Below are 23,954 nucleotides of genomic sequence, written 5' to 3'. Positions count from 1 at the left end.
GCTCCTCACGAGGCAGGCGGGTCGAAACGGCCGTCGACGGCGGTCCAGCCACCGTCCACGGCCAGCACGGAGCCGGTCACGAACGACGAAGCGTCCGAAGCGAGGTACACGACCGCTCCGGCGAGTTCGTCCGGACGCGCCCAGCGGCCCAACGCGCTCTTCGCCGCGTACGCGTCGTACCACTCGGGGTTCGCCTTGATCTGCGCGGTCAGCGGGGTCTCGACGACGCCGGGAGCGATCGCGTTGACCCGGACCCCGGCCGGGCCGAACTCCGCCGCCGCCGTCCGGAACAGCTGGACGAGCCCGGCCTTGGTGGCCGCGTACGGGCCCTGACCGGGCTCGACGGTCGTGCCGCGGATCGACGAGAAGCCGATGATGCTGCCCCGCCCGCGCGTGACCATGTCGGCGCCGAACGCCCGGACGACTTCGAACGTCACGCCGAGGTTCAGCGCGATGACGCGGTCGAACTCCTCGCGCGTGTAGTCGAGCAAACGTTTGCGGACGTTCGTGGCGGCGGTCAGCACGACGACGTCCTGCGGGCCGAGGTCCGTCGCCGCGCGATCGATCGCGCCGGGCTCCAAGAGGTCGACCTCGTAGACCTCGCCGACGCCGGTTTCGCGCGCGGCATCGAGGTCGCGGTCCGCGCACACCACGTCAGCGCCGTGCGCGGCCAGCGCCCGCGCGGCTTCGCGGCCGATGCCACCGGCACCGAGCACGACGGCCCGCCGTCCATCGAGCCGGAACAGCGTCGAATAGTTCACGGGCGCAGCACCGCCATCCTCGTCACGGTCAGCTCTTCGATGGCGAAGCGCGGCCCTTCGCGGCCGATGCCGGAGTCCTTCACGCCGCCGTAGGGCATGGTGTCGGAGCGGAAGCCGGGCACCTCGTTGACGACGACACCGCCGACCTCCAGCTCGTCGAGCGCGCGGAACGCCGTGTTCAGCGACTTGCTGTAGACGCCGGCGTGGAGACCGTAGCGGGACGCGTTCACCGCGGCGAACGCTTCGTCCACATCGGACACCGTGCGCACGCAGACGACCGGGCCGAAGATCTCCTCGTCCCAGGCCTCGACGCCGTCCGGGACGTCGAGCAGGACGGTCGGCCGCAGCACGGTGCCGTCGATCCCACCGCCGACCCGGCGTGCGCCGGATTTCTCGATCCACGCGGCGACGCGCTCGGTGGACGCGGGGTCGATCAGCGCGGACACCCGCGTCTTCTCGTCGCGGGGATCGCCGACGACGACCTCGTCCAGCCGCGCGAGGAGCCGTTCGGTGAACTCGGACGCCACCGACGCGACGACCAGGACCCGCTGCACCGAGATGCACGCCTGACCGGACGCGTAGAACCCGCCGCGCAGCACGGCGTCCACCGCCGCCTCGAGGTCGGCGTCTTCCGCGACCACGAGTGCCGCGTTGGAGCCGAGTTCCAGCAGCGTCTTCGTCGGGGCCGCGTCGCGGGCGATGCGGTGGCCGACCGCGGCCGAGCCGGTGAACGACACCGCGCCGATCCGGCGGTCGGTCGTCAGTGCGGCGCCCACCGATGCGTCCCCGGTGACCAGCTGGACCATCGACGGCAGCGAAGCGAACTGCCGGACCAGGTGCACCAGCCACAGCGTGGCCAGCGGCGTCTGCGGGGCCGGCTTGACGATCACCGGGCAGCCTGCGGCGATCGCCGGCGCGATCTTGTGCGACGCGAGCAGCAGCGGGTAGTTGAAGCCCGCGATGCCGACGACCACACCGATCGGCTTGCGCTTCCAGAACCCGACCAGTCCGTCGCCGGACGGCAACAGGTCCAGCGGCACGGTTTCGCCGTGCAGCCGGGACACCTCTTCGGCGGCGGCTTCCCAGGTGACGATCGTGCGTGCGACCTCGACACGGCAGTCGACCAGCGGCTTGCCGGTCTCCAGCACGAGCAGGTTCTCGAACTCCTCGCGGTGAGAACGCACCGCGGCGGCGACGTCGTTGAGCAGCGAACGACGAACCCGCGAAGGCAGTGAAGCCACTTCGCGCGCCACGGCGACAGCTTCGTCCACCGCGCGTGAAGCCAGCGCAGGAGTGCCGACCGGTGCGTGGCCGATCACGCTCCCGTCATAGGGGAAAACGATTTCTTCGGTATCCACAGTGGACACCCAGCCCGCGCCGACCGGCAGGCCGTCCGGGTAGTCAGTCATCTTCACCTCCACGCAGCCGGGCCAGTTCCGCGCGCAGGTTCGGCGCGGCTTCCAGCAGTTCCCGGGTGTACTCGTGCTGCGGCGCGTCGTAGACCTGCGCCACGTCGCCGAGCTCGACGAGCTCGCCGCGGCGCATCACCGCGACCCGGTCGCAGACGTGCCGGACGACGCCGAGGTCGTGCGACACGAAGATGAGCGTCAGCGCGAACTGGTCCACCAGCGACGCCAGGAGGTCGAGGATCTGGCCGCGCACGGAGACGTCGAGCGCGCTGACCGGCTCGTCGGCGATCAGCACGCTCGGGTTCGGCGCGAGTGCGCGGGCGATCGAGATCCGCTGCCGCTGGCCGCCGGAGAACTGGTGCGGGTAGCGCTGGGCGGCGTCGGCGGGGAGGCCGACGGCGGCGAGCAGCTCGGCGACGCGGTCGGGTTGCCGTCGGCCCATCGGCTCGGAAACGATGTCGCGCACGCGCATCCGCGGGTCGAGTGAGCCCATCGGGTCCTGGAAGACGATCTGCAGTTCCGAGCGCAGGAAGCCGAGCTTGCGTTCGGGCAGGTTGTCGATGCGCCTGCCCTGGAACGAGACCGTGCCGGCGGTCGGCTTGTCGAGCGCGGCCAGCAGCCGGACCAGCGTGGACTTGCCCGAGCCGGACTCGCCGACGATGCCGAACCGCCGGCCCGCCTCGACGTCGAAGCTGACGCCGCGCAGCGCGTGGACGTCCCGCCGGGCGTAGCGGCGTTCGAGGTCGCGGACTTCGATGACGGTCATCGCCGGGCCTCCAGGTCCGAGGCGGCCAGCAGCTTCCGCGTGTACTCGTGCTTCGGCTGCGTCAGCACTTCGCGCGTCGAGCCGGCTTCGACGATCTCGCCGTCCAGCATCACCAGCACGCGCTCACACACCGACGCGACCACCGCGAGGTCGTGCGTGATGAAGAGAAGGGCACTTTCACGTGAAAGTGCCCTCTTGATGAGCGACAGGATCTGGGCTTGGACCGTGACGTCGAGGGCGGTCGTCGGCTCGTCGCAGATCAGCAGTGACGGGCTGTTGGCCAAGGCCATCGCGAGCACGACCCGCTGCCGCTGGCCGCCCGACAGCTGGTGCGGGTACGCGCGGGCCGTGCCCGGCAAGCCCACCGCCGACAGCAGGTCCTCGGCGCGGTGACGGCGTCCGTGGATGCGGCCGGGCTCGGTGACCTGGCGCCCGACGCGCATGGCCGGGTTCAACGCCGTCATCGGCTCCTGGAACACCATGGCCAGCTCGTCGCCGCGCAGCCGGGAAAGGTCCTTTTCGGACATTCCCAGCAGCTCCCGGCCGTGCAGGGAAACCGAGCCGGACGCGGGCAGCTCCTCGGGCAGCAGGCCCATGACCGCCAGCGCGGTCAGCGACTTCCCGGAGCCGGACTCGCCGATCAGGCCGACGCGCTCGCCGGCGCCGATCTCGAAAGAAACGTCCCGGACCAGCGAAGAGACGCTGAGCCCGCGCACCGAGAGCGTCATACGCGTGCCGCCAATCGAGGGTCGAGGCGGTCGCGGAGGCCGTCGCCGAGGAGGTTGAAGCCGAGCACGGCGATGGCGATCGCGATCCCCGGCACCAGCGCCAGCCGCGGCTGCACGGTCAGCAGTTCCTGGGATTCTTGCAGCATCCGGCCCCACGACGGCGTCGGCGGCCGCGTCCCGAAGCCCAGGAACGACAACGCCGCCTCGGCGAGCACGGCGATCGCGAACGACACCGACGCCTGCACGATCAGCAGGCCGGAGATGTTCGGCAGCACGTGCCGCAGCGCGATGTTCAGCCGCGAGCGCCCACCCGCGCGGGCGGCGAGCACGAACTCGGTGCTCATCACCTGCAGCGTCCCGGACCGGGCGATCCGTGCGAACGACGGGATCGTGGCGATGCCGATCGCGACCATCGCGGTCAGCGTGTCCGCCCCGAACACCGCACCGAACATGATGGCCAGCAGCAGCGCGGGGAACGCGAGCACGAGGTCGTTGACGCGCATCACGAACTCGCCGAGCCGGCGCGGGGACATGCCCGCGAGGATGCCCAGCGGCGTGCCGATCACGGCCGCGATGCCGACCGCGACGACCCCGACGTACAGGGTGGTCCGCGCGCCGACCATGAGCTGGCTCAGCAGGTCGCGGCCGAACTTGTCGGTGCCGAACCAGTGGGAGCCGGTGAAGCCGAGCAGCCGGTGGGTCGCGTCCACCTTCACCGGGTCGAACGGCGTCCACGCGAACGACAGCAGCGCGGCCAGCACCACCAGGCCGACGAGCACCCCGCCGATGACCAGATTGCGCATCACGAACCCCGCAATCGCGGATCGAGCACGGTGTAGAGGACGTCGACGACGAAGTTGACCAGCAGCACACCGACCACCAGGACGAGCACGATCCCCTGCACGGTCAGCAGGTCACGCGCCGACACGGCGTCCAGCAGCATCGAGCCGAGGCCCGGCAGCACGAACACGCGCTCGACGACGACCGCGCCGATCAGCAGCGTCGCCAGCTGGAGGCCCAGCACGGTGACCACCGGCACGGACGCGTTGCGCAAGCCGTGGCGCACCAAGGCCTGTCCCGGCCGCAACCCCTTCGAGCGCGCGGTGCGCAGGTAGTCCTGGCCGAGCGTGTCCAGCACGGCGGAACGCACGTAGCGCGTGAGCACCGCGCCCTGCACCAAACCGAGCGACAGCGCGGGCAGGACCAGACCACGGAAGAACTCGCCGAAGTCCTGGTTCGGCGGCGTCCACCCGCCCGACGGCAGCCAGCGCAGCTGCACGGCGAAGATCTGCACCAGGATGATCCCGGCGAGGAACGCGGGGATGGCGACGCCGATCTGCGACAGGCCCGAGACACCCGCGCCGGCCGCCTTCCGGTGCTTGACCGCGGCGAACGTCCCGGCCGGCACGGCGATCACCAGCGCCACCAGCATGCCCGCGCCGACCAGCCACAGCGTCACGCCGAGGCGGTCGAGCAGCTGCGGGCCGATCGCGTCCCGCGTCACGTACGAGCGGCCGAAGTCGCCGTGCAGCACCCCGCCGATCCAGTCGAAGTACTGGGTGAGGAGCGGGCGGTCGATGCCGAACTCCGCGCGCGTCTTGGCCAGCAGCTCCGGCGTCGCGTTGACGCCCAGCGCGACCTGCGCCGGATCGCCCGGCAGCACCGCCATGAACAGGAACACCACGATCGACGCGACCAGCACGCTGACCACGAAGATCGCCACCCGGCGCACCACCCTGGCCGTCATCGCGGCGCCAGCCCGGTGAGGTCGAACGACTCGCTGACCTGGTTCTGCACGAATCCGCCGACCTTCGTCTTCGCGACGATCACGTTGGGGAACAGGAACAGCCAGTCCGCGGCGGCATCGGCGGTCAGCTGGCGCGCCACCTGCTTCATGTCCGCGACCTGCTGCTCCGGCGTCCCGCCGTCCGCCTCGGCGAGCAGCTGCTGGACGCGCTTGCTGTCGTACCCCCAGTAGTACTTCGGCTTCCCGAACGTCGTGATGTCCCGCGCCTCGACGTGCTGGATGATCGACAGGTCGTAGTCGTGGTCGGTGAACACCTGCTTGAGCCACACCGCCGGGAAGTCGAGCGGCTCGATCGTGGTCCGCACGCCGACGTCGGCGAGCTGCGACTGGACGACCTGCGCGGCCGACACCGCGTACGGCAGGTTCGGGATCCGCAGCCGCAGGTTCAGGTTCGTCGCGCGGGCCTCGGACAGCAACGCCTTGGCCCGCGCGGGGTCGAACGGGTGGACGTTCGCCAGGTCTTCGTACCAGGGGTCGGTCGGCGGGACCATGCTGCCGATCAACGTCCCGCGCCCGGCCCACGCGGTGTCGAGCAACGCCTTGCGGTCGATCGCGTACGTCAGGGCCTGGCGCACGCGGACGTCGTTCAGCGGCGGCCGCGCGTTGTTCATGGCCAGCGTGACTTCGGAGTTCGTCGTGCCCTGGACGACCTGGAACCGGTCGTCGGCCTGGAACTGCGGGATCGAGTCGGGTGCGGTGATCGCGGAGATGACGTCGATGCCGTTGCTGAACAACGCGTTGTTCAGCGCGGTCGGGTCCTTGATGTACTTGAGGACCACCGTGCCGTAGGCCGGTTTCCGGCCCCAGTACGCGGGATTCGCCTTCAGCACCACGGAGTCGCCGCGCTTGCGCGCCGCCACGACGTACGGCCCGGTGCCGACCGGCTTGTTCGCCAGGTCGGCGACGCCGGCCGGGCTGAACATCGCGCCGAGCCGGCTGGTGAGGCTGAACAGCCAGCCGTTGGACGGCTTGGCCAGCACCACCCGCGCGTGGTCCGGCGCGACGGCGTCGACGTGGTCGACGACGTCCATCGCCGACTTGATCGAGATCGTCCAGGCGGTCTTCACCCGCATGAGCGAGAACTTGACGTCTTCGGCGGTGAAGGGGGCGCCGTTGCTGAACTTGACGCCCTGCCGCAGCTTGAAGTCGTAGGTGCGCCGGTCCGGGCTGATCGTCCACGACTGCGCGAGCAACGGCACCACCCGGCCCTGTGCGTCGAGCTTCACCAGGCCTTCGTAGACGTTGTAGAGCAGCGCCTGCGGAATGGCGGCGCCGTCGGTGCGCGTGAAGTCGAAGTTCGCCGGTTCCGCCGTGAAGCCGACGGAAAGTGTGTCCGGGCCTGCGGAAACACTGGCCGACGAGCCGGCCGAGCAACCGGCCGCCACGAGCAGCAAGGCTGCTGCGCACGCGGTGATCCGGGCTTTCATTCGGCCTCCAGGTGGGTACACTGGTCTGACCAGTAGCCTGCACCGAGCGGACGACGAGGTCAAGGGATGCGGTTCGAACCGGTGGCTCCGGTCCGCGCGTACGAGCGGGTCGTCGAGCAGATCGAGCAGGCCGTGGTGAGCGGCACGCTCAAGCCGGGAGAACGCCTGCCGAGCGAGCGCGAGCTGATGACGCAGTTCGGCGTCGGCCGTTCGACGATCCGCGAAGCCCTGCGCGTGCTGCAGGCGGCCGAGATGATCCGGTCCCGGCCCGGGGACCCGCGCGGCCCGGAGGTGCTGGCCGCCTCGCCCGCCGCGTTGCACCGGTCGATGCACCGGCTCGCGCGCGCCGACCACGTCGGGCTCGCCGAGCTGCTGCAGTTCCGGATGATCCTCGACGGCTCGGCCCACCTGCTCGCCGCCGAACTCCGCACCGAAGACGACCTGACCGGCCTCGACGCGGCCCTGGAGTCGATGCGCGAAGGCGTCTCCCACGGCTATGCCGAGTTCAGCCGCGCCGACGTCGCCTTCCATGAGGTGATCGCGCGCATCTCCCGCAATCCCCTGCTGGTGGTCAGCGAAGAGGTCGTGCGCGGGGTGGTGCTGGAACTGATCGAGGACAAGCTGGAGCACGCCAGCAACCGGACGTCGCTGATGCGCGCCTGGCTCGCCCACCACGCCGAGGTGCTCGACGCGATCCGCGCGGCCGACGGCGCGGCCGCGGCACACCTGGCCAAACAGGCGTTGTACGACAACTACGCCGAATACGTCCCGGCCGGGCAGCGGCCACTGCTGGCGCCTTTGCTGCGGCCCTAAACTCGCCGACGTGGACTCGGCGAAACGGGACGGCGTCGGCCTCGCGCTCTCGGGCGGCGGCTACCGCGCAATGCTCTTCCACGCCGGCGCGCTCTGGCGGCTCAACGAGCTCGGCTGGCTGCCGAAGCTCACCACCGTCTCCAGCGTCTCCGGCGGTTCGATCGCGGCCGGGGTGCTCGCGCACGCGTGGCACAAGCTGTACTTCGGCGAAGACGGCGTCGCGGAGAACTTCGGCAAGGAGGTCGTGGCGCCGCTGCGGAAGCTGGCCCGCACCAACCTCGACGTCCCGGTGACGCTGAAGGCGATGTTCATCCCGTGGCGCAGCGCGGGCGAAGAACTGGCGTCACGTTACGCGAAGCACCTCTTCGGCGACTGCTGCCTGGCGGACCTCGACCCGGCCGGGCCGAACTTCGTGTTCACCGCGACCAGCCTGCAGGACGGCTCGCTGTGGTGGTTCTTCCGCCAGCCCGGCCCGCACGGGCAGATCCCGCTCGCCACCGCGGTCGCCGCGTCGTCGGCGTTCCCGCCCATGCTGTCCCCGGTCGTGATCCCCGATCCGCACGAGCCCGGTCGCAAGATCGTGCTCAGCGACGCCGGCGTGTACGACAACCTCGGCCTCGACCCGATCGAGAACCAGCGGGCGACCGTCCTGGTCAGCGACGCGGGCAAGAAGATGCGGCACGAGGCCAAGCCGAGGCACAACTGGCCGATGCAGCTGCTGCGCGTGCTGACCGTGATGGACAACCAGGTCCGCGAGCTGCGGACCGGCTCGCTGCTCAAGTCCTATGAGGACAAGACGTACGCCGGGACGTACTGGGCGACCTACAGCGACATCGAAAACTTCGAACTGCCGGACGCGCTGCCGGCGCCGGCCGCGCAGACCCGGCGGCTCGCCGAGACGAAGACCCGGCTGACCCGGCTGTCCGAAACCACGCAGGACCGGCTGATCAACTGGGGGTACGCGGTCTGCGACGCGGGCATGCGGCGCTGGGTGTGCCCCGGCACCGCGCTGAAGCCCGCGTTCCCGTACCCCGGCTCGGGCGTCGGCTGAACGCGCTGAAGGCCACCTCCGTCGCGGAGGTGGCCTTCAGCGGGAAATCACGCCACGAGGTTGGCGTACACGATCACGTTGTCTTTGTAGCTGTGCTCGGCTTGGTCGAACGCACCACCGCAGGTGATCAGCCGAAGCTGCGGTTTGTCGCTGTTGCCGTAGACGGCCTCACGTGGGAACGTCTCCTTGGGGACCTGTTCCACGCGCTCGACGACGAACTTCACCTTCTTGCCGTCACTGCGGTCGACGTCCACCTCGTCACCCGGGACAAGGTCCTTCAGCTTGAAGAAGATCCCGGGTTTCTTGTCGCCGTCGACGTGCCCGAGCACGACCGCGGGCCCGGTTTCGCCGGGCACGGGCGACATCTTGTACCAGGCCGCCTGCATCGGCGTGTGCACCGACGGGACCGAGATCCCGCCGTCGGCCTTCGGCAGCACCGAGACCAGCGACGACTGCGCGCCGATCTTCGGGATGTTCAGCTGCGTCGGGCGCAGGCCGGCGAACGGCTTGGTCACCGGCGGCGGGGCCGGTGCGGACGAGGACGGGGCCGCCGCCTGCGGGGTGGAGGTCCCGCAGCCGGCCAGTGCGAAGGACAGCGCCAGTGCGGCCGCGAGCACGCGGCCGCCACGGCGGAACTGCGTGGTCATGCGGTCAGGACCGGGCCGTCGCGCCGTCGCCGGTCTCGACGCCGCCGTTCTTCGGGGTCACCTTGACCTGGCCGCCGACGGTGGCCGAGCCGCCGCCGTGACCGACCGGCCGGGTGACCGGCTTGCCCTCGCAGGTCCAGGAGACCTCGGTGGTGTCGGTCAGGTGCTTGCCGTCGTTGAGCTGGATGTCGAAGCCCCAGTAGCGGCCGTCCGCACCGTCCTGGAACGGGCCGGCGGCCACGGTGAAGTCGTTGGCCCTGACGTCCCGCGGCTCGCCCGCCGCGCAGGCGATGACCAGGATGCCGGCGCCGCCGTCGAACTCCCACGCGTACGCGACGTCGTCGAGGTAGTCGTCACCGTGCGGGAACGGGTCGGTCGGCTCGGTGGTCGGCGTGCTGGGCTTGGTCGGCTTGCTCGAGGTGGGCGTGCCGGTGCCGGTCGACGTCGGCTGCGACGACGTCGGCTGCTGCGAGGTGGGCTGCTCCGAGGACGGAGCCGAGGTGCTCGTGGGTGCTCCCGTCGTCGTGGGCGGCGCCTCGGAGGTGGGCGCGGCCTCGGTCGTCGAGGTGACCGGAGCCTCCTGCGCGAGCGCGGCAGGCGAGACGGTGAGCGTGAGCAGGGCCCCCGCGAGCACAGCGCCCGCAAGACGGCCCAGGGTCTTCTTCAAGGTGACTCCCAGGGAAGGAAACGCGCAATGACCCCCACTACGCGAGCCGCCCGGTGCTGAACGCACAAGATCGGGCGACCAGGACATCCTGCCCTATCGGCGACATATGCCGGAAACGAATTGAAGGTGAAGAAAAGCACTGCGGAAACCGGTAACGTTCCGGCCCGGCGAAATCCACATCGGACGGTGCCGCCGGCCGCGCTTTCGCCGGTGATCACCCGGCCAGGTTCGCGTAAACGATGATGTTGTCCCGGTAGCTGTGCTCTGCGTGATCGAATGCGCCACCGCAGGTGATCAGCCGCAGCTCGGGTTTGTCGCTGTTGCCGTAGACGGCCTCGCGCGGGAACGTGTCCTTCGGGACCTGGGTGACGCGGTCGACGACGAACTTCAGCTTGCGCCCGTCGCTGCGGTCGATGTCGACCTCGTCGCCGGGTGCCAGGTCCTTCAGTTTGAAGAAGATACCGGGTTTCCGGTCGCCGTCGACGTGCCCGAGCACGACCGCCGGGCCGACGTCGCCGGGCACCGGCGAGAGCTTGTACCAGGCCGCCTGCATCGGCGTGTGCACCGACGGGACGGAGATCGAACCGTCGGGTTTCACGGCGACGGCCAGCAGGCTGGACTCCGCGCCGATCTTCGGGATCCGCACCGACGTCGGGCGGAGGCCCTTGAACGGCTTGGTCACCGGCACCGAAGACGGCACCGACGGCACCGGTGCCGCCGCGGGTTTCGGTGGTTCGGCGGTAGCGCACCCGGCGAGGGCCAGCACCAGGGCGAGCGCCGCACCCGCCCGGCGGGCCGTCACCGGGCCGTGCCGCCGAAGCCGGTCTCGACGCCGCCCTTGGGCTCGACCTTGACCTGGGCCTTCGGCGCGGCGTTGCCGGCGGGCGCGGAGCCGGCCGTGGTGGCGGCCGCCGTGGTGATCGGCGCGGTGCTCGACGGCGAAGAGCTGCTCGTGGTCGTGGTCGTGCTCGTCGGGGCCGGCGGCTCGTCCTGCCGGACTTCGACGATCCCGTTGCCTTCGACGCCGGCACAGGTCCAGCTGAACTTGGCGGTGGTCGTGCCGGCCGGGGCGTCGACCACGCGCACCGAGTAGTTCCAGTAGCGGCCGTCGGCCTCGTCCTGGTCCGGGCCACCGGTGACGCTCAGGTACTGGGTCGCCACGTTCCCGGGCGCTCCGGCCGCGCAGCCGATGACCAGGACTCCTTCGCCGCCGAGGCCGACGAAGCCGTGGCCGGCGTTGTCCTGGTAGTCGTCGCCCTTCGCCGGCGCCTGGGTGTCGTCCTTGAGCTCGGGTTCCGCCTTGGGCGCGATCCGCTTGTCCGTGGTCTCGGCCTCGGGCTGGTCCGGGGTCGCGGTCGCGATGCCCGACGTGGACGACGGCACCGTGGACGGCGTCTCCGACGCAGGCGTGCTCGTCGGGCTGCCCGAGGTTGCCGTCTCCGAAGCAGACGTGGTGGTTTCCGTGGGCGACGTGCTGGTTTCCGTCTGCGCCAGCGCGGCGGGCGCGGCGGCGAAGGCGGCGAGCGCACCTGCGAAAACGACTCCGGCGACCCGGCTCAGCGTGCTGCCCACGGTGCACTCCCAACATCGACCTGCGATGTCGCGACTATCGACGTTTCGGCGGCCCGCGTTACTCCGTGAGGGCGAACGTCAGGTCCTCCCACAGGTCCCCGGGGTCCTCCAGGCCGACGCTGAACCGGACCAGCCCGGCCGGGACGCGCTCCTCGCCCGCCAGCCACGCCCGCCGCTCGACCAGGCTCTCGACGCCGCCGAGGCTCGTCGCCGAGCGGATCAGCCGGACCGACGCGCAGAAGCGGTCCGCCGTCTCCGCGTCGGCGAGGTCGAAGGAGACCATCATCCCGAAGCCCGGGTAGCGCACCCGCCGCACCGCGGGGTGCCCGGCGAGCCGCTCCGCCAGCAGCGCGGCGGTCCGGGACTGCTCCGCGAGCCGGACGGGCATGGTCCGCAGCCCCCTGAGGGCGAGCCAGGCTTCGAGGGCGCCGGGCGTCGACCCCACCCGCGTCCGCGCGCCGCGCAGCTCGGCCGCGACGGCCGGGTCCTTGGCCACCGTGATGCCCAGCAGCAGGTCGCTGTGCCCGCCGATGAGCTTGGTCGCGCTGTGCACGACGACGTCCGCGCCGAGTTCGAGCGGCCGCTGCTGCAACGGCGTCGCGAAGGTGTTGTCGACGACGACCCGGCCGCGCGCGGCGGCCGCGATCGTCTCGATGTCCATCACGTCGAGGGTCGGGTTGGTCGGCGACTCCAGCCAGACCAGGTCGGACGTCGCGGCCTCGGCGACCCAGGCATCGGTGTCCGTGGGCTCGAGCTCGGTGACGGCGAGCTTGCCGAGCTTCTGCGCGTGGGCCAGCACCCCCCGCGTCACGGCGTAGCTGAACGTCGGGACGGCGACCCGCGACCCGACCGGCAGCAGATCGAGCACCGCCGCCAGGGTGGCGACCCCGGACGCGAAGGCCGTCGCCTGCCCGCCTTCCAGCGCCCCGACGGCTTCCTCGAGCGCGTGCCACGTCGGTGTCCCGTCGCCGCGCGCGTACACGAAATCGCCACCGGCCTGGTAGGTGCTGGTGGCGACGAGCGGGGTGTTCAGCGGCTCGCCAGGACCGTGCGGCCGGCCGGCGGCGATGGCCTTGGTGCGAGGCGTCCAGTCGTCCATCAGCCCACGATAAGGGGCGGCCGGGGCACGCACGCGTCCGCGAGTGCCCCGGCCTGGCTTCTCAGTGCCTACCGGCTCAGTGCGCGTACACCTCGAACTCGTACAGCGAGTAGCCGTACTTGGTGCCGCGCTGGACGCCCTGCAGCTTCACGAACCGGGCCGGGGTCGCGGCGAACGAGACGTTGTCCTGGCCGCCGTCGCCGTCGGTCACCACGGCCGCGTCCGTCCAGTGCACGGCGTCCGGCGAGAGCTGGATCCGGTAACCCTTGCCGTACGCGGACTCCCAGTTGAGCATCACCCGCGAGACCTGCTGGACCGAACCGAGGTCGACGGTGATCGCCTGGTCGTCGCTCCAGTCGCTGGCCCAGCGGCTCGAGGTGTTCCCGTCGATCGCGTTCGACGCCGGCGAGTTGTAGAAGCCGGACTCGGCGCTGGTGGCGCTGACCGTCTTCGTCGCCGCGAGGTTCGCGACGTTGTCCCCGCGGTGCGCGGCGAACTCGACGACCTGCTGGAACGTCGGGCGGTTCTGCCAGCTGATCTTGTCCTGCGTGATGCCGCCGAGCGCGTTGTGCACGATCGAGTCGGCGCACCACTGGTCACCGGCCGAGCAGGACGCGTCACCGGGGTAGACGGTGTTCGCGGCCTGGCCGGCGGCCGTGGTCAGCGAGTCGACGAGCGCCTGGCGGCACGCGGTGACGTTGCCGCCGCCGCAGAACGTCTGCCCGAGCGGGCCGGCCACGGGCTGGCCGAGCACCTGCCGGATGTCCTTGCTGACGTAACCCCACCAGCCGAACTGGAACGACGAACCCTTGTGGGGCTGGCCGGCGTGCTGCCCGTTGCCGTTCTGCCAGCCGGACGGGCTTTCGTTGATGCCCAGCACGCCGGTCATGGCGTTGTAGGCGGCGTCACCCATGCCGGGCTTGAACTCGGCCTGGACCAGCAGCGGCCACCAGGCGTCGAAGATCCGGATCGCGTCCGCGTCGGCGTAGGTCTTGCTGCCCGCCGACGTCTCCGTCCGCAGCTGGCCGTGCGAGAGCCAGGTCCGCAGCTTCGCCACGGCGTCCGCCGCCGCGCCGGTGACCGGCGCCTTGTCCAGCACCTGCAGCAGCAGCGGCAGCACGCGCTCGGCACGCAGGTCGGCCACCGCGGCTTCCGACATCGCCTGGGTCAAGTTCGCCCGGGTGACCTTGGTGCCGCTGTTGATCAGCTTCTTCACCCGGGAGTCGAGCAGGTCGGCGCGGTGCACGGCGGACTTGTCCGCCCCGGCCGCCGCGTAGCCGTTGGCCTGCGCGTTGTTCCAGCTGACGTAGTAGTCCTGGTTGATCGACTGCGGGTGCTGCGACGGCGGCGTGAGGTTCGCCTGGTTGCCCGCCGGGTTCCAGCCGGTCCAGTCGTGCCCCTGGTCACCCCACACCGGCATGTTCGGGTCCACATCGGACTGCCGCGCCGGGTTGGCACCGGAGTTGTAGTAGGCGATGTCCTTGGAGTCGGCGTAGAACCAGTTGAACGTGAAGTTGATGTCCTGCGCGGCCTTCTGGAAGTCCGCCGCGGACTTGACGAAGGTCGGGTCGTTCAGCTCCTGGAAGCCGATGAGCGAGTCGACCTCGTGGAAGTAGGTCGAGCGCAGCGCCGCGTACGCCACCGGCTTGCCGCCGACGGTCGCCCGGCTCTGCACCGGGCCGTACTTCGTCCGGTAGCTGCGCAACGTGTAGGAGCCGGCCGCGGTGCCGTCGGCCAGCGTCGGCTTCCAGGCGTTCTTCACCTCCACGGTCTCCATCGGCACGCACTTGCCCTGGTAGGTGTAGTGGTTCGAGTCCTTCGTCGGCGCGTTGCCGCTCGGGTCGCACAGCTGCAACGCGTAGGTGTCGATGATGTCCTGGCCCGACGTCGTCGCGCTCCACGAGTAGTCCTGGCCGCGGCCGAGGAGCACGTACAGGCTCAGGCCCGCGAACGCCGCACCGCGCGCGCTGATCCCCGGCCCCTGCAGTTCCTGCAACATCAGCAGCTGCGGAGCGAAGTACCCGGTCTGCGGGCCGAACACGGCGACCGGGTGGCCGCTGGCGGTCTTGGCGCCGGAGACGAGCAGCGCGTTGGACATGCCGTGCTTCTCGCTCAGCATGTTGCCCGGCAGCACGCCGTTCTCGAACATCCCGCGGGCCGGCTCCTGCTCGGCGGGCGCGGCGACGTCCACGGTGGACGGCGTGGCGGTGGCCGCGGAGCCGGTCTTGTCGAACACCAGCTGCTGCGGGGTCACCGAGTTCTTGTCCGGCATGGCCTGCCCGACCGCGTTGACCGGTGTCTTGCCGTACGGGAAGGTCTGGCCGTCGTGCAGCGTCTTGACGGCCTCGGGGTCGTCCGCCGAGCGCAGGCTCTGCCACACCTTCTCGCCCTGCACGAGGCCGTACTTCTCCTGCAGCGCGAGCTTCGCGATGGCGTTCTGCACCTCGCCGCCGCCGCCCGCGCCGAACTGGGCGCCGACCAGCGAGGCGAGCGCGACCAGGTCGGTCAGCTTGAACGGGTCGATCGTCCCGGCGTTGGTGATCGAGTCGATGTGCCCGGTCAGCACGTACTCGCCGGGGAAGTACCGGCCGCTGCGCGAGTCGGCGATGTACTTGTTGATGCCGTCCACGTAGGCCTGCGCGTCGGCGAGCCCCTGCGCACCGCGCGGGCCGCTGGCGGCGACGCGGTCGATCTGCTGCTGCATCTCGGCTTCGGTGTACGGCGCGTTCGCGAAGAACGACTGCTCGAGCTCGCGGTTGGCTTCGGCGCCACCGGCGAGGGAGGTGACCTGCCCGCGGGCGGCGTGGCGCAGCACGTCCATCAGCCACAGCCGGTCCTGCGCGGCCGCGTACCCGGCGCCGAACTCGGTGCCGGCGCGGGTGGTCCCGGTGATGTGCGGGACGCCGAGGGCCTTGTCCCGCACGATCGTGACGTCGGCACGCGGCTTCGTCGTGCTCGCCACCTGGTCGGCCGGGACGCCGAACGAGGCGTCGTTGAAGTACTGGTTGATCGCGCTGGTGGTCAGCGTCTTGTAGCCGGTGGCCAGCGAGGAGTACTTCCCGAGCTGGTCGGCCGAGTGCGCCGGGCGGGTGCCGAGCAGCTTGTGCGCCAGGATCTCCGCGAGGGTGGCACTCCCCTGTTCGCCGGGCGGGAGGATGTCGCTGCACTGCCCGCCGCAGTAGTCGTCGGGCGACACGGCCGCCTGCGCGGCCGGCGCGGTGACGGCGACCTGGGTCAGACCGGCCACGAGGGCCCCCAGTGTCGTAACGGTCAGGGCGCGGATGCGACGTCGCATGCCGGGCTCCCCTCAGTCCAGAAAAGTGACGAAGCGCACGCTACCCAGCAGTAGCCGAAGTGTGAAGAGTTTTCGCGTTTTTCCCCTCCTTGGGCGTAGGCCGATCGGCGCAGCCCTCACGGCGTCGGTACGGTGAGGCCCATGACCTTGGAAAAGCCCCTCATCGACCGCCCGGACGGACCAGCGCCGGCCGACCTGGAGATCACCGACCTCACCGTCGGTGACGGCGCGGAGGCCACGGCGGGCAAGACCGTCACCGTGCACTACGTCGGCGTCGCGCACTCGACCGGCGAAGAGTTCGACGCGTCCTGGAACCGCGGCGAGCCGCTGCGCTTCGGCCTCGGGGCCGGTCAGGTCATCTCCGGCTGGGACCAGGGTGTCGCGGGGATGAAGACCGGCGGCCGCCGCAAGCTGGTGATCCCGCCGCACCTGGCCTACGGCGACCGCGGCGCGGGCGGCGTGATCAAGCCGGGCGAGACCCTCATCTTCGTCGTCGACCTGGTCGGCGTGAACTGATCCCCACGGGCCGGGCGTCACCCGATGGACCACCGGGTGACGCCCGGCCAGGGAATTCCCCGCCCGCGGCAGCGGCCCTAACGTCGGACGTCGACCACCGACTCGACGAAGGGGAAGAATGCGCCTGCGCGCCGCTGCCGTCTTGGCCATCTCCACTGCCTTGACCATCTCCACCGCACCTGCCGCCTGGGCCGTCGCCCACGGTTCCGACGTCCCGCCGGGCCAGTACGGGTTCGTCGCGAAGCTGGCGATGACGAAGATCCCGCGCCCGGACGGCTCGACGTACAGCAGCTACTGCACGGGCGCACTCGTCGCGCCCGCCTGGATCCTGACGACCGGCCACTGCTTCCACGACGCCCACCGCAACCGGGTCTCGGGCAAGGTCCCGTACTCGACGACGGTGACGCTCGGCCTGACCGACGAAGCCACGGAATCCGGTGTCGCCCGCAAGGCGACCGAGGTCCTCCAGGCGAAGGAGAACGACGTCGCGCTGATCCGCCTCGACTCCCCGGTGACCACGGTGCCGCCCCTGTCGGTGAGCCGCACGGTCCCGAAGGTCGGCCGGCAGCTGACGCTGGCGGGCTGGGGCAGCCTGACGGGCCCGAACCCCAAGCCGGCCACCCGCCTGCAGCAGGGCACGGTGGCGATCGCCAAGGTCGACCCGACCACGCTGGGCGTCCGCGGCGCCGCCCCGGAAACCACGACCAGCGCCTGCACGTACGACTCGGGAGCGCCGTATTTCTCGGGCACCGAACTGGTCGCACTGGAGGCAACGGGACCGGGCTGCCCCCACGCGGGCATCGAGACGACGAGCCGCGCGGACGTCATCGCGGACTGGATAGCCACCCACACGGCGTAACTTCGCCCAGGGCGAACACGGTGACATAGCCCACGGACTGCCTCCCGGACCACGCTGGAAGGCGAGGGAAGGCACCGTGGGGTCCGGGGGGCTCGGCCCCCCGGGAGACACCAGGCAAATGGGAAGGGGCCCGATCGCGCTAGCGATCGGGCCCCTGAACAGCGTGGGCGAGGAGGGAGTTGAACCCTCACGTCCTTTCGGACACACGGACCTGAACCGTGCGCGTCTGCCATTCCGCCACTCGCCCGAGCGCTTCTCTGACAGCGAGGAGAAGACTAGCAGGTGCTTTGAACGGCTTTCACCGGGGGCCGTGTAGGGGCTGGCTCACCCGGATAGGATCGATGCGAAAGCACGCGTGTGAGGAGGTTTTCCCCGGTGGGCCGCGCCGAACGATTCGACAGGCGACTCGAGAACCTGGTGGGGAACACTTTCGCGCGCATGTTCGGTGGCAATGTCGTCACGCAGGAAGTGGCGATCGCCCTGGAGCGGGAGAGTGAGGAGAACGTTCGTGAGCTGGCAGGCGGCCGGCAGCTCGCCCCGAATCACTACATCGTGTCCCTGGGGGCAGCTGACCACGAACGCATGGCCGGCGACGAGCAACGCGTCACCCAGGTGCTGGCCAAGGCGGTGGCGGAACACCTCGCCGCCGAGGGCCTGGACACCTATGGTGACGTCGTCGTATCACTCGAGCGCAACGAGGCGCTGCATACTGGACAGTTCAAGACCCGTTCGTCCGTCGATCCCGACGCCCGCCCCTCCGGCGCCGGTTCACCGCGGTCGGCACGACCCAGCAACGCAGGAGACCCAGCAATGAGCCAGCCCCCCGGCTACGGCCAATACGACCAGGGTGACCCGTACGGCCAGCAGGGCCAGTACGGCTACGGACAGCAGGGTGGCCAGCAGCCCGGGTACGACCAGGGTTACGGCCAGCAGGGTGGATACGACCAGTACGGCGGTCAGCAGCCGCCGGCCGCCGGTGGCTACGACCAGTACGGCCAGCCGCAGCAGGGTGGTGGCTACGACCAGTACGGCCAGCAGCCCCAGGCCGGCGGGTACGACCAGGGCTACGCCCAGCCGCAGGGTGGCGGCTACGACCAGGGCGGCTACGCGCAGCCTCAAGGCGGTGGCTACGACCAGGGCGGGTACGCGCAGCCGCAGGGTGGTGGCTACGACCAGGGCGGCTACGCGCAGCCGCAGGGTGGTGGCTACGACCAGTACGGCCAGCCGCAGCAGGGCGGGTACGACCAGTACGGCCAGCAGCAGGCGTACGGCCAGCCGGCCGCCGACCCGTACGCCCAGCAGCAGGGTGGCTACGCGCCGCCCGCGCCGGGCCGCCAGCTCGCGGCGAGCCTGCAGCTGGACGACGGCTCGAACCGGACGTACTCGCTGAAGCAGGGCGGGAACGTCGTGGGCCGCGGCCAGGACGCCGACTTCCGCCTGCCGGACACCGGGGTTTCGCGCCGCCACCTGGAGATCACCTGGGACGGTCAGAGCGCGACGCTCGCCGACATCGGCTCGACCAACGGCACGACCGTGAACGGCACCCCGGTCCAGACCTGGCAGCTCGCCGACGGCGACGTCATCCGGGTGGGTCATTCGTCCCTCGTGTTCCGTACACAGGGCTGACTCGGGACCCGGAATACTGTTCCCGCAGAATTGACGTGCGGGGGGACCGCGGCGTACCCGCGCCGCGGCTGCACGGACGAGTCGGGAGCGGACACACCAAGTGCCAGAGCTGGTCGTACAACTCACCAGGGTGGGCTTCCTCGTGCTGCTCTGGCTCTTTGTGTTCGCCGCGCTCAGAGTCGTCCGTTCGGACCTCTACGCGGCGTCGGGCATGCGCGTGCAGGTGCCGACCTTCGGGCGCAAGAAGGAGAAGAAGCCGCGCAACAGCAAGTCGCCGCAGCAGCTGCTGGTGACCCACGGCGCGCTCGCCGGGACGCGCATCGCGCTGGACGGCAGGCCGATCCTGATCGGCCGTGCCGACGACTCCACACTGGTCCTCGACGACGACTACGCGTCGACCCGGCACGCGCGGATCGCCCAGCGCGGTGAGGACTGGTACGTGGAAGATCTGGGCTCGACGAACGGCACCTATCTCGACCGGGCTAAGGTCACTGCACCCCTCCGGGTCCCGCTCGGAGTCCCCATCCGGATCGGCAAGACGGTGATCGAGCTTCGCCCATGACTCTCGTCCTCCGCTACGCAGCCCGCAGCGACCGGGGCCTGGTGCGTTCGAGCAACCAGGACTCCGTGTACGCCGGCCCTCGCCTGCTCGCGCTCGCCGACGGCATGGGTGGGCACGCGGCGGGTGAAGTCGCCAGCAAGGTCGTCATCGCCTCCCTCGCCCCGCTCGACGACGACGAGCCGGGCGACGACCTGCTCGCCCAGCTGCGCGAAGCGGTGGCGAACGGCAACGCGGCGATCGCCGAACTCGTCTCGCAGGACCCGGACCTGGACGGGATGGGCACCACGCTCACCGCCGTCCTGTTCGCCGGCACCCGGCTGGGGCTGGTGCACGTCGGCGACTCACGGGCCTACCTGCTGCGCGGCGGTCAGTTCGCGCAGATCACGCGGGACGACAGCTTCGTCAACGAACTACTCGAACAAGGCCGGATCACGCCCGAAGAGGCGGCGGTGCACCCGCAGCGGTCGCTGCTGCTCAAGGCGCTCACCGGGCACGAGGTCGAGCCGAGCCTGACCGTGCGCGAAGCCCGCGCCGGCGACCGGTACCTGATCTGCTCGGACGGCCTGTCCGGCATGGTCAGCGACGAGACGCTGGCCGAGGCCGTGCAGATCCCGGACCCGCAGCAGTGCGCGGACCGGATGATCGAGCTGGCGCTCAAGGGCGGCGGCACGGACAACGTCACGGTGATCATCGCCGACGTCGTCGACGTCGACTTCGGTGAGGACGCGCCCATCGTGGGCGGCGCCGCCGGGGACGGCAGCGACGAACGGCACCAGGGCGACTCCCCCGCGGCGCGGGCCAGGGCGCTGACCCAGCCGCCCCCGCCGCCGCGCCAGGAACTGCCGCAGCCCCAGGAAGACCCGAAGGCCCGGCGCCGGAAGCGGTTCCGCTGGCTGGCCGGCGCACTCGTGGTGCTCGTCGTGCTCGCCGCGGCCGCCATCTCGACCCGCTACTTCGTGCTGAGTCAGTACTATGTCGGCGAGGGAGCGGACGGGGAGGTCGTGATCTACCGCGGCGTCCCCGGCAGCATTCTCGGCATCGACCTGCACGCCTACGAGCAGGGGTCCTGCCCGCCGAGCCAGGTGTGCACGGACAAGCTGCGCGTCACCCAGCTCCAGGAGGACGCGCGGCTGGCGGTGCAGAACGGCGTCAAGAAGGACAACCTCGACGAAGCGCGGAAGTACATCGACGACTTCCTGCAGCTGCGCAAGCGCCTGAACAACTGCGCGCCGGCGGGCGGTCAGCCGTCCCCGACGCCGACCCCTCCGGTCACGCCGACGACGACTCCGTCGGCTCCGGCCGGCTCCACCGCCCCGTCGTCGGCGAGCCAGCCAGCGGGGAGGGACTGCTCGACGCCGAGTTCGACGGCACCGACGACGGGAGGCGGTAACTGATGAGCCAGCCCGCCGCGCGTGCCGCCGAACCGCTCGCCGCGCAGTTCCAGACGAACCCGCCGCGCGAGGTCCCGACCCGCCGCAACACCGAGCTGGTGCTGCTGGGGTTCGCGACGTTCATCGTCACCATCGCGCTCGTCCTGGTGGAGGCGAACCAGGAGCAGGAGCTCACGGCGTCGATCATCTGGCTCGGGCTGGCCTACCTCGGCGTGCTGACCGGCGCGCACCTGGCCGTCCGCAGGTGGGCGCCGTACGCCGACCCCGTGCTGCTCCCCTGCGTCGCGCTGCTGAACGGCATCGGGCTGGTGATGATCCACCGGATCGACCTGGCACTGGCCGAACGGGCCACGCAGCAGGGCAAGGACTACACGCCCGCCGTCACCGCGCAGGTGCTGTTCACCGGGATCTCGCTGGTGTTCTTCGTCGTGGTGCTGGTCGTGGTGAACGACCACCGCACGCTGACCCGCTACGGCTACACCGCCGGCCTGGTCGGGATCGTCGCACTGGCGCTGCCGGCACTGCTGCCGTCGAGCCTGTCCGAGGTCAACGGCGCCAAGGTGTGGCTGAAGCTGCCGTTCTTCTCGATCCAGCCGGGCGAGTTCGCGAAGATCCTGCTGATGATCTTCTTCGCATCGTTCCTGGTGTCGAAGCGGGACCTGTTCATGGTGGCGGGCAAGAAGCTCGTCGGTGTCGAGCTCCCGCGCGCCCGCGACCTCGGCCCGATCCTGATCGCCGCGTTCGCCTGCATCGGCATCCTGGTGTTCGAGAAGGACCTCGGCACGTCGCTGCTGTTCTTCAGCGTCATCCTGGTCATGCTGTACGTCGCGACCGAGCGGATCATCTGGGTCGTCCTCGGCCTCAGCTTCTTCGCCGTCGGCTGCGTGATCGCCTACAACCTCTTCACGCACGTCCAGCAGCGCGTGGCGAACTGGCTGGACCCGCTGGCCACCTACGACGAGGCAGGCGGCGGCTACCAGCTCGCGCAGGGCCTGTTCGGGCTCGGCACCGGCGGCGTCGGCGGCACCGGGCTCGGTGCCGGGCGGCCGGACATGGTGCCCGAGGCCGCCACCGACTTCATCACCGCGGCGATCGGCGAGGAGCTCGGCTTCATCGGGCTGGCCGCGGTGCTGATGCTGTACCTGCTGGTCGCGATGCGCGGTATGCGCAGCGCGCTGGCCGTGCGCGACACGTTCGGCAAACTGCTGGGCGGCGGGCTCGCGTTCACCATGGTCATGCAGATCTTCGTCGTCGTCGGCGGGGTCACGAAACTCATCCCGGAGACCGGTATCACCGCCCCGTTCCTGTCGAAGGGTGGTTCGTCGCTGCTCGCGAACTACATCCTGGTCGCGCTGCTGCTCCGCATCTCCGACGCGGCCCGCAAGCCCGCCTCCCGCCCGAAGCCGCAGCAGCAGCCGCAGGCCCCGATCGCGGAGGCGCACACCGTGCTCGTGCAGCGCCCGCCGGCGGACGGGGGCGCGCAGGCATGAACACCCCGCTCCGCAAGGTCGGCATGGCGATGCTCGTGATGATCGTTCTGCTGCTGGCCAACGCCACCTACATCCAGGTGGTGAAGGCCGACGACTACCGCACCGACTCGCGCAACGCGCGCGTGCTCTACGAAGAGTTCGCCCGCCAGCGCGGCAAGATCGTGTCGCAGGCCAACGGCGAGGTGCTGGCCAGCATCAACCCGTCGAACGACAAGTACAAGTACATCCGGACCTACGCCGACGGCCCGATGTACGCGCCGGTCACCGGCTACTACTCGATCAACTACGGCGCGGGCGGCCTGGAGCGCGCCGAGGACGACGTCCTCAACGGCTCCGACCCGCGGCTGTTCGTGCGGCGGCTGTCGGACATGGTCACCGGCCGGGACCCCAGCGGCGGCAACGTCCGGCTGACCATCGACCCGGCGGTGCAGAAGGCCGCGTACGACCTGATGACGCAGAAGGGCTACACCGGCGCCGTCGTCGCGATGGAGCCGAGCACCGGGCGGATCCTGGCGATGGTCTCGACGCCGTCGTACGACCCGAACCAGCTGGCTTCGCACACCTCGAAGGCCCAGACCGACGCCTGGAACGCGAACATCAAGGACCCGAAGAAGCCCATGCTGAACCGGGCGATCTCGGAGACCTACCCGCCGGGTTCGACGTTCAAGCTGGTCACCGCGGCGGCCGTGCTCGAAGACGGCAAGGGCCCGGACACCCAGGTCGACACCGCGCCGAACACCAAGCTCCCCGGCACGAGCGTCACGCTGGAGAACTACGCGGGCCAGGGCTGCCCCGGCAACACGTTCAAGGACGCGCTCGCGCACTCCTGCAACGTGCCGTTCGCCCAGTTCGCCGGCCAGCTCGGCGCGGACAAGATGAAGAAGACGGCGGCGAACTTCGGCATCGGGCAGACCGATCTGACCGTGCCGATGAAGGTCGCCCCCTCGACCGTCGGCCCGCTCGACTCGCAGGGCGCGCTCTACCAGAGCGGCATCGGCCAGCGCGACGTCCGGCTGACGCCGCTCCAGGACTGCCTGCTCGCGGCCACCGTGGCCAACGGGGGGATGGCGATGAAGCCGCAGCTGGTGCAGTCGGTGCTGGCCCCCGACCTGTCGACGATCGAGGACTACAGCCCCACCGAGCTCACCGGCACCCCGGCGTTGTCGTCGTCGAACGCCGCGATCCTCAAGGACATGATGATCGCTTCCGAAGGCTTCACCAAGGGCGGCGGCAAGCGCCCGGACGTCCAGATCGCGTCGAAGACCGGCACCGCCGAGCACGGCACGGACTCCAAGAACACCGCCCCGCACGCCTGGTACACCGCCTTCGCCCCGGCCGACAACCCGCAGATCGCGGTCGCGGTGATCGTCGAGGACGGCGGCAACCGCGGCCTCGCGGCCACCGGCGGCACGGTCGCGGCGGAGATCGGCCGCGCGGCCATCAACGCGAAGCTCGGGGGTGGATAGCG

The 23,954-nt window shown here is 70.5% G+C and carries 22 protein-coding genes and 1 tRNA gene; 9 read left to right on the top strand and 14 right to left on the bottom strand.

All coding sequences use genetic code 11. The annotated features are described in order from the left end of the window. Positions 1 to 5: 5 nt before the first annotated feature. The 7 genes from ACLJQE_RS05195 to ACLJQE_RS05165 are packed head-to-tail and all read right to left on the bottom strand — an operon-like array spanning position 6 to position 6,898. Positions 6 to 761, bottom strand: coding sequence for an SDR family NAD(P)-dependent oxidoreductase (locus ACLJQE_RS05195; RefSeq protein WP_410637786.1), 756 nt, complete (start codon positions 759 to 761; stop codon positions 6 to 8). Beyond that, the gene (locus ACLJQE_RS05190; protein ID WP_410637785.1) at positions 758 to 2,170 is read right to left on the bottom strand and encodes an aldehyde dehydrogenase family protein; all 1,413 of its coding nucleotides are present in this window, start codon (positions 2,168 to 2,170) and stop codon (positions 758 to 760) included. The genes ACLJQE_RS05195 and ACLJQE_RS05190 overlap by 4 nt, the downstream gene beginning before the upstream one ends. Beyond that, positions 2,163 to 2,936: an ABC transporter ATP-binding protein gene (locus ACLJQE_RS05185; RefSeq protein WP_410637784.1), complete on the bottom strand. Its 774-nt coding sequence runs from the start codon at positions 2,934 to 2,936 to the stop codon at positions 2,163 to 2,165. The genes ACLJQE_RS05190 and ACLJQE_RS05185 overlap by 8 nt, the downstream gene beginning before the upstream one ends. After that, the gene (locus tag ACLJQE_RS05180) at positions 2,933 to 3,664 is read right to left on the bottom strand and encodes an ABC transporter ATP-binding protein (RefSeq protein ID WP_410637783.1); all 732 of its coding nucleotides are present in this window, start codon (positions 3,662 to 3,664) and stop codon (positions 2,933 to 2,935) included. The genes ACLJQE_RS05185 and ACLJQE_RS05180 overlap by 4 nt, the downstream gene beginning before the upstream one ends. Continuing rightward, positions 3,661 to 4,467: an ABC transporter permease gene (locus tag ACLJQE_RS05175; protein WP_410637782.1), complete on the bottom strand. Its 807-nt coding sequence runs from the start codon at positions 4,465 to 4,467 to the stop codon at positions 3,661 to 3,663. The genes ACLJQE_RS05180 and ACLJQE_RS05175 overlap by 4 nt, the downstream gene beginning before the upstream one ends. Beyond that, positions 4,467 to 5,411 (bottom strand): ABC transporter permease, encoded by a 945-nt coding sequence (locus tag ACLJQE_RS05170; protein ID WP_410637781.1) that lies wholly within the window; start codon positions 5,409 to 5,411, stop codon positions 4,467 to 4,469. The genes ACLJQE_RS05175 and ACLJQE_RS05170 overlap by 1 nt, the downstream gene beginning before the upstream one ends. Then, positions 5,408 to 6,898, bottom strand: a complete 1,491-nt coding sequence (locus tag ACLJQE_RS05165; protein WP_410637780.1) for an ABC transporter substrate-binding protein — start codon at positions 6,896 to 6,898, stop codon at positions 5,408 to 5,410. Before ACLJQE_RS05165 ends, ACLJQE_RS05170 begins: the two co-directional genes overlap by 4 nt. Positions 6,899 to 6,964: 66 nt before the next feature. Between ACLJQE_RS05165 and ACLJQE_RS05160 the strand changes: the two genes are divergently transcribed. Together ACLJQE_RS05160 and ACLJQE_RS05155 are read left to right on the top strand one after the other, a co-directional pair. Then, on the top strand, positions 6,965 to 7,711 hold the full coding sequence (locus ACLJQE_RS05160; protein ID WP_410637779.1) for a FadR/GntR family transcriptional regulator: 747 nt from the start codon (positions 6,965 to 6,967) through the stop codon (positions 7,709 to 7,711). Positions 7,712 to 7,721: 10 nt separating this feature from the next. Continuing rightward, positions 7,722 to 8,762: a patatin-like phospholipase family protein gene (locus ACLJQE_RS05155; protein WP_410637778.1), complete on the top strand. Its 1,041-nt coding sequence runs from the start codon at positions 7,722 to 7,724 to the stop codon at positions 8,760 to 8,762. A 47-nt stretch (positions 8,763 to 8,809) separates the two neighbouring features. Here the strand turns inward: ACLJQE_RS05155 and ACLJQE_RS05150 are convergent, their stop codons facing one another. From ACLJQE_RS05150 to ACLJQE_RS05125, 6 genes are all read right to left on the bottom strand, one after another. Beyond that, positions 8,810 to 9,409 carry a class F sortase gene (locus ACLJQE_RS05150; RefSeq protein WP_410637777.1) on the bottom strand — a complete coding sequence of 200 codons (600 nt, stop codon included), beginning with the start codon at positions 9,407 to 9,409 and terminating at the stop codon, positions 8,810 to 8,812. Positions 9,410 to 9,413: 4 nt separating this feature from the next. Further along, positions 9,414 to 10,076 (bottom strand): hypothetical protein, encoded by a 663-nt coding sequence (locus ACLJQE_RS05145; protein WP_410637776.1) that lies wholly within the window; start codon positions 10,074 to 10,076, stop codon positions 9,414 to 9,416. A gap of 214 nt (positions 10,077 to 10,290) precedes the next feature. Beyond that, positions 10,291 to 10,878: a class F sortase gene (locus ACLJQE_RS05140; protein WP_410637775.1), complete on the bottom strand. Its 588-nt coding sequence runs from the start codon at positions 10,876 to 10,878 to the stop codon at positions 10,291 to 10,293. Next, positions 10,875 to 11,648 carry a hypothetical protein gene (locus ACLJQE_RS05135; protein WP_410637774.1) on the bottom strand — a complete coding sequence of 258 codons (774 nt, stop codon included), beginning with the start codon at positions 11,646 to 11,648 and terminating at the stop codon, positions 10,875 to 10,877. The genes ACLJQE_RS05140 and ACLJQE_RS05135 overlap by 4 nt, the downstream gene beginning before the upstream one ends. Before the next feature lie 58 nt (positions 11,649 to 11,706). Next, the gene (locus ACLJQE_RS05130; protein WP_410637772.1) at positions 11,707 to 12,747 is read right to left on the bottom strand and encodes a trans-sulfuration enzyme family protein; all 1,041 of its coding nucleotides are present in this window, start codon (positions 12,745 to 12,747) and stop codon (positions 11,707 to 11,709) included. A gap of 76 nt (positions 12,748 to 12,823) precedes the next feature. Then, positions 12,824 to 16,042, bottom strand: a complete 3,219-nt coding sequence (locus ACLJQE_RS05125; protein ID WP_410637771.1) for a penicillin acylase family protein — start codon at positions 16,040 to 16,042, stop codon at positions 12,824 to 12,826. A 141-nt stretch (positions 16,043 to 16,183) separates the two neighbouring features. Between ACLJQE_RS05125 and ACLJQE_RS05120 the strand changes: the two genes are divergently transcribed. After that, a complete protein-coding gene (locus ACLJQE_RS05120) occupies positions 16,184 to 16,558 on the top strand; it encodes an FKBP-type peptidyl-prolyl cis-trans isomerase (RefSeq protein ID WP_410637770.1) in 375 nt (124 codons plus the stop codon). Between the two features lie 118 nt (positions 16,559 to 16,676). Then, positions 16,677 to 17,417, top strand: a complete 741-nt coding sequence (locus ACLJQE_RS05115) for a S1 family peptidase (RefSeq protein WP_410637769.1) — start codon at positions 16,677 to 16,679, stop codon at positions 17,415 to 17,417. 164 nt (positions 17,418 to 17,581) lie between these two features. Here the strand turns inward: ACLJQE_RS05115 and ACLJQE_RS05110 are convergent. Next, positions 17,582 to 17,664, bottom strand: a tRNA-Leu gene (locus ACLJQE_RS05110). 128 nt (positions 17,665 to 17,792) lie between these two features. On the opposite strand from ACLJQE_RS05110, the gene ACLJQE_RS05105 reads away from it, so the two are divergent. From ACLJQE_RS05105 to ACLJQE_RS05085, 5 genes are all read left to right on the top strand, one after another. Beyond that, the gene (locus ACLJQE_RS05105; protein ID WP_410637768.1) at positions 17,793 to 19,043 is read left to right on the top strand and encodes a DUF3662 and FHA domain-containing protein; all 1,251 of its coding nucleotides are present in this window, start codon (positions 17,793 to 17,795) and stop codon (positions 19,041 to 19,043) included. Between the two features lie 100 nt (positions 19,044 to 19,143). Beyond that, a complete protein-coding gene (locus tag ACLJQE_RS05100) occupies positions 19,144 to 19,605 on the top strand; it encodes an FHA domain-containing protein FhaB (RefSeq protein ID WP_003079002.1) in 462 nt (153 codons plus the stop codon). Beyond that, entirely contained in the window at positions 19,602 to 20,999 is a 1,398-nt protein-coding gene (locus ACLJQE_RS05095) for a PP2C family protein-serine/threonine phosphatase (protein ID WP_410637767.1), read from the top strand. Before ACLJQE_RS05100 ends, ACLJQE_RS05095 begins: the two co-directional genes overlap by 4 nt. After that, positions 20,999 to 22,486, top strand: a complete 1,488-nt coding sequence (locus ACLJQE_RS05090; RefSeq protein ID WP_410637765.1) for an FtsW/RodA/SpoVE family cell cycle protein — start codon at positions 20,999 to 21,001, stop codon at positions 22,484 to 22,486. The genes ACLJQE_RS05095 and ACLJQE_RS05090 overlap by 1 nt, the downstream gene beginning before the upstream one ends. Next, positions 22,483 to 23,952, top strand: a complete 1,470-nt coding sequence (locus ACLJQE_RS05085) for a peptidoglycan D,D-transpeptidase FtsI family protein (RefSeq protein ID WP_410637764.1) — start codon at positions 22,483 to 22,485, stop codon at positions 23,950 to 23,952. The genes ACLJQE_RS05090 and ACLJQE_RS05085 overlap by 4 nt, the downstream gene beginning before the upstream one ends. The last annotated feature ends 2 nt before the right edge of the window (positions 23,953 to 23,954 follow it).

The organism is Amycolatopsis sp. lyj-346 (assembly GCF_046548975.1).
GTDB lineage: Bacteria > Actinomycetota > Actinomycetes > Mycobacteriales > Pseudonocardiaceae > Amycolatopsis.
The sequence above is the reverse complement of the archived record's forward strand: the minus strand, read 5'-3'. Positions and strand labels throughout refer to the sequence as shown.

Coding starts and splice junctions, on each gene's coding strand:
- ACLJQE_RS05180 (WP_410637783.1), bottom strand. CDS start 3,664: ATGACGCTCTCGGTGCGCGGGCTCAGCGTCTCTTCGCTGGTCCGGGAC.
- ACLJQE_RS05090 (WP_410637765.1), top strand. CDS start 20,999: ATGAGCCAGCCCGCCGCGCGTGCCGCCGAACCGCTCGCCGCGCAGTTC.
- ACLJQE_RS05170 (WP_410637781.1), bottom strand. CDS start 5,411: ATGACGGCCAGGGTGGTGCGCCGGGTGGCGATCTTCGTGGTCAGCGTG.
- ACLJQE_RS05150 (WP_410637777.1), bottom strand. CDS start 9,409: ATGACCACGCAGTTCCGCCGTGGCGGCCGCGTGCTCGCGGCCGCACTG.
- ACLJQE_RS05085 (WP_410637764.1), top strand. CDS start 22,483: ATGAACACCCCGCTCCGCAAGGTCGGCATGGCGATGCTCGTGATGATC.
- ACLJQE_RS05115 (WP_410637769.1), top strand. CDS start 16,677: ATGCGCCTGCGCGCCGCTGCCGTCTTGGCCATCTCCACTGCCTTGACC.
- ACLJQE_RS05130 (WP_410637772.1), bottom strand. CDS start 12,747: ATGGACGACTGGACGCCTCGCACCAAGGCCATCGCCGCCGGCCGGCCG.
- ACLJQE_RS05175 (WP_410637782.1), bottom strand. CDS start 4,467: ATGCGCAATCTGGTCATCGGCGGGGTGCTCGTCGGCCTGGTGGTGCTG.
- ACLJQE_RS05160 (WP_410637779.1), top strand. CDS start 6,965: ATGCGGTTCGAACCGGTGGCTCCGGTCCGCGCGTACGAGCGGGTCGTC.
- ACLJQE_RS05165 (WP_410637780.1), bottom strand. CDS start 6,898: ATGAAAGCCCGGATCACCGCGTGCGCAGCAGCCTTGCTGCTCGTGGCG.
- ACLJQE_RS05120 (WP_410637770.1), top strand. CDS start 16,184: ATGACCTTGGAAAAGCCCCTCATCGACCGCCCGGACGGACCAGCGCCG.
- ACLJQE_RS05095 (WP_410637767.1), top strand. CDS start 19,602: ATGACTCTCGTCCTCCGCTACGCAGCCCGCAGCGACCGGGGCCTGGTG.
- ACLJQE_RS05185 (WP_410637784.1), bottom strand. CDS start 2,936: ATGACCGTCATCGAAGTCCGCGACCTCGAACGCCGCTACGCCCGGCGG.
- ACLJQE_RS05125 (WP_410637771.1), bottom strand. CDS start 16,042: ATGCGACGTCGCATCCGCGCCCTGACCGTTACGACACTGGGGGCCCTC.
- ACLJQE_RS05190 (WP_410637785.1), bottom strand. CDS start 2,170: ATGACTGACTACCCGGACGGCCTGCCGGTCGGCGCGGGCTGGGTGTCC.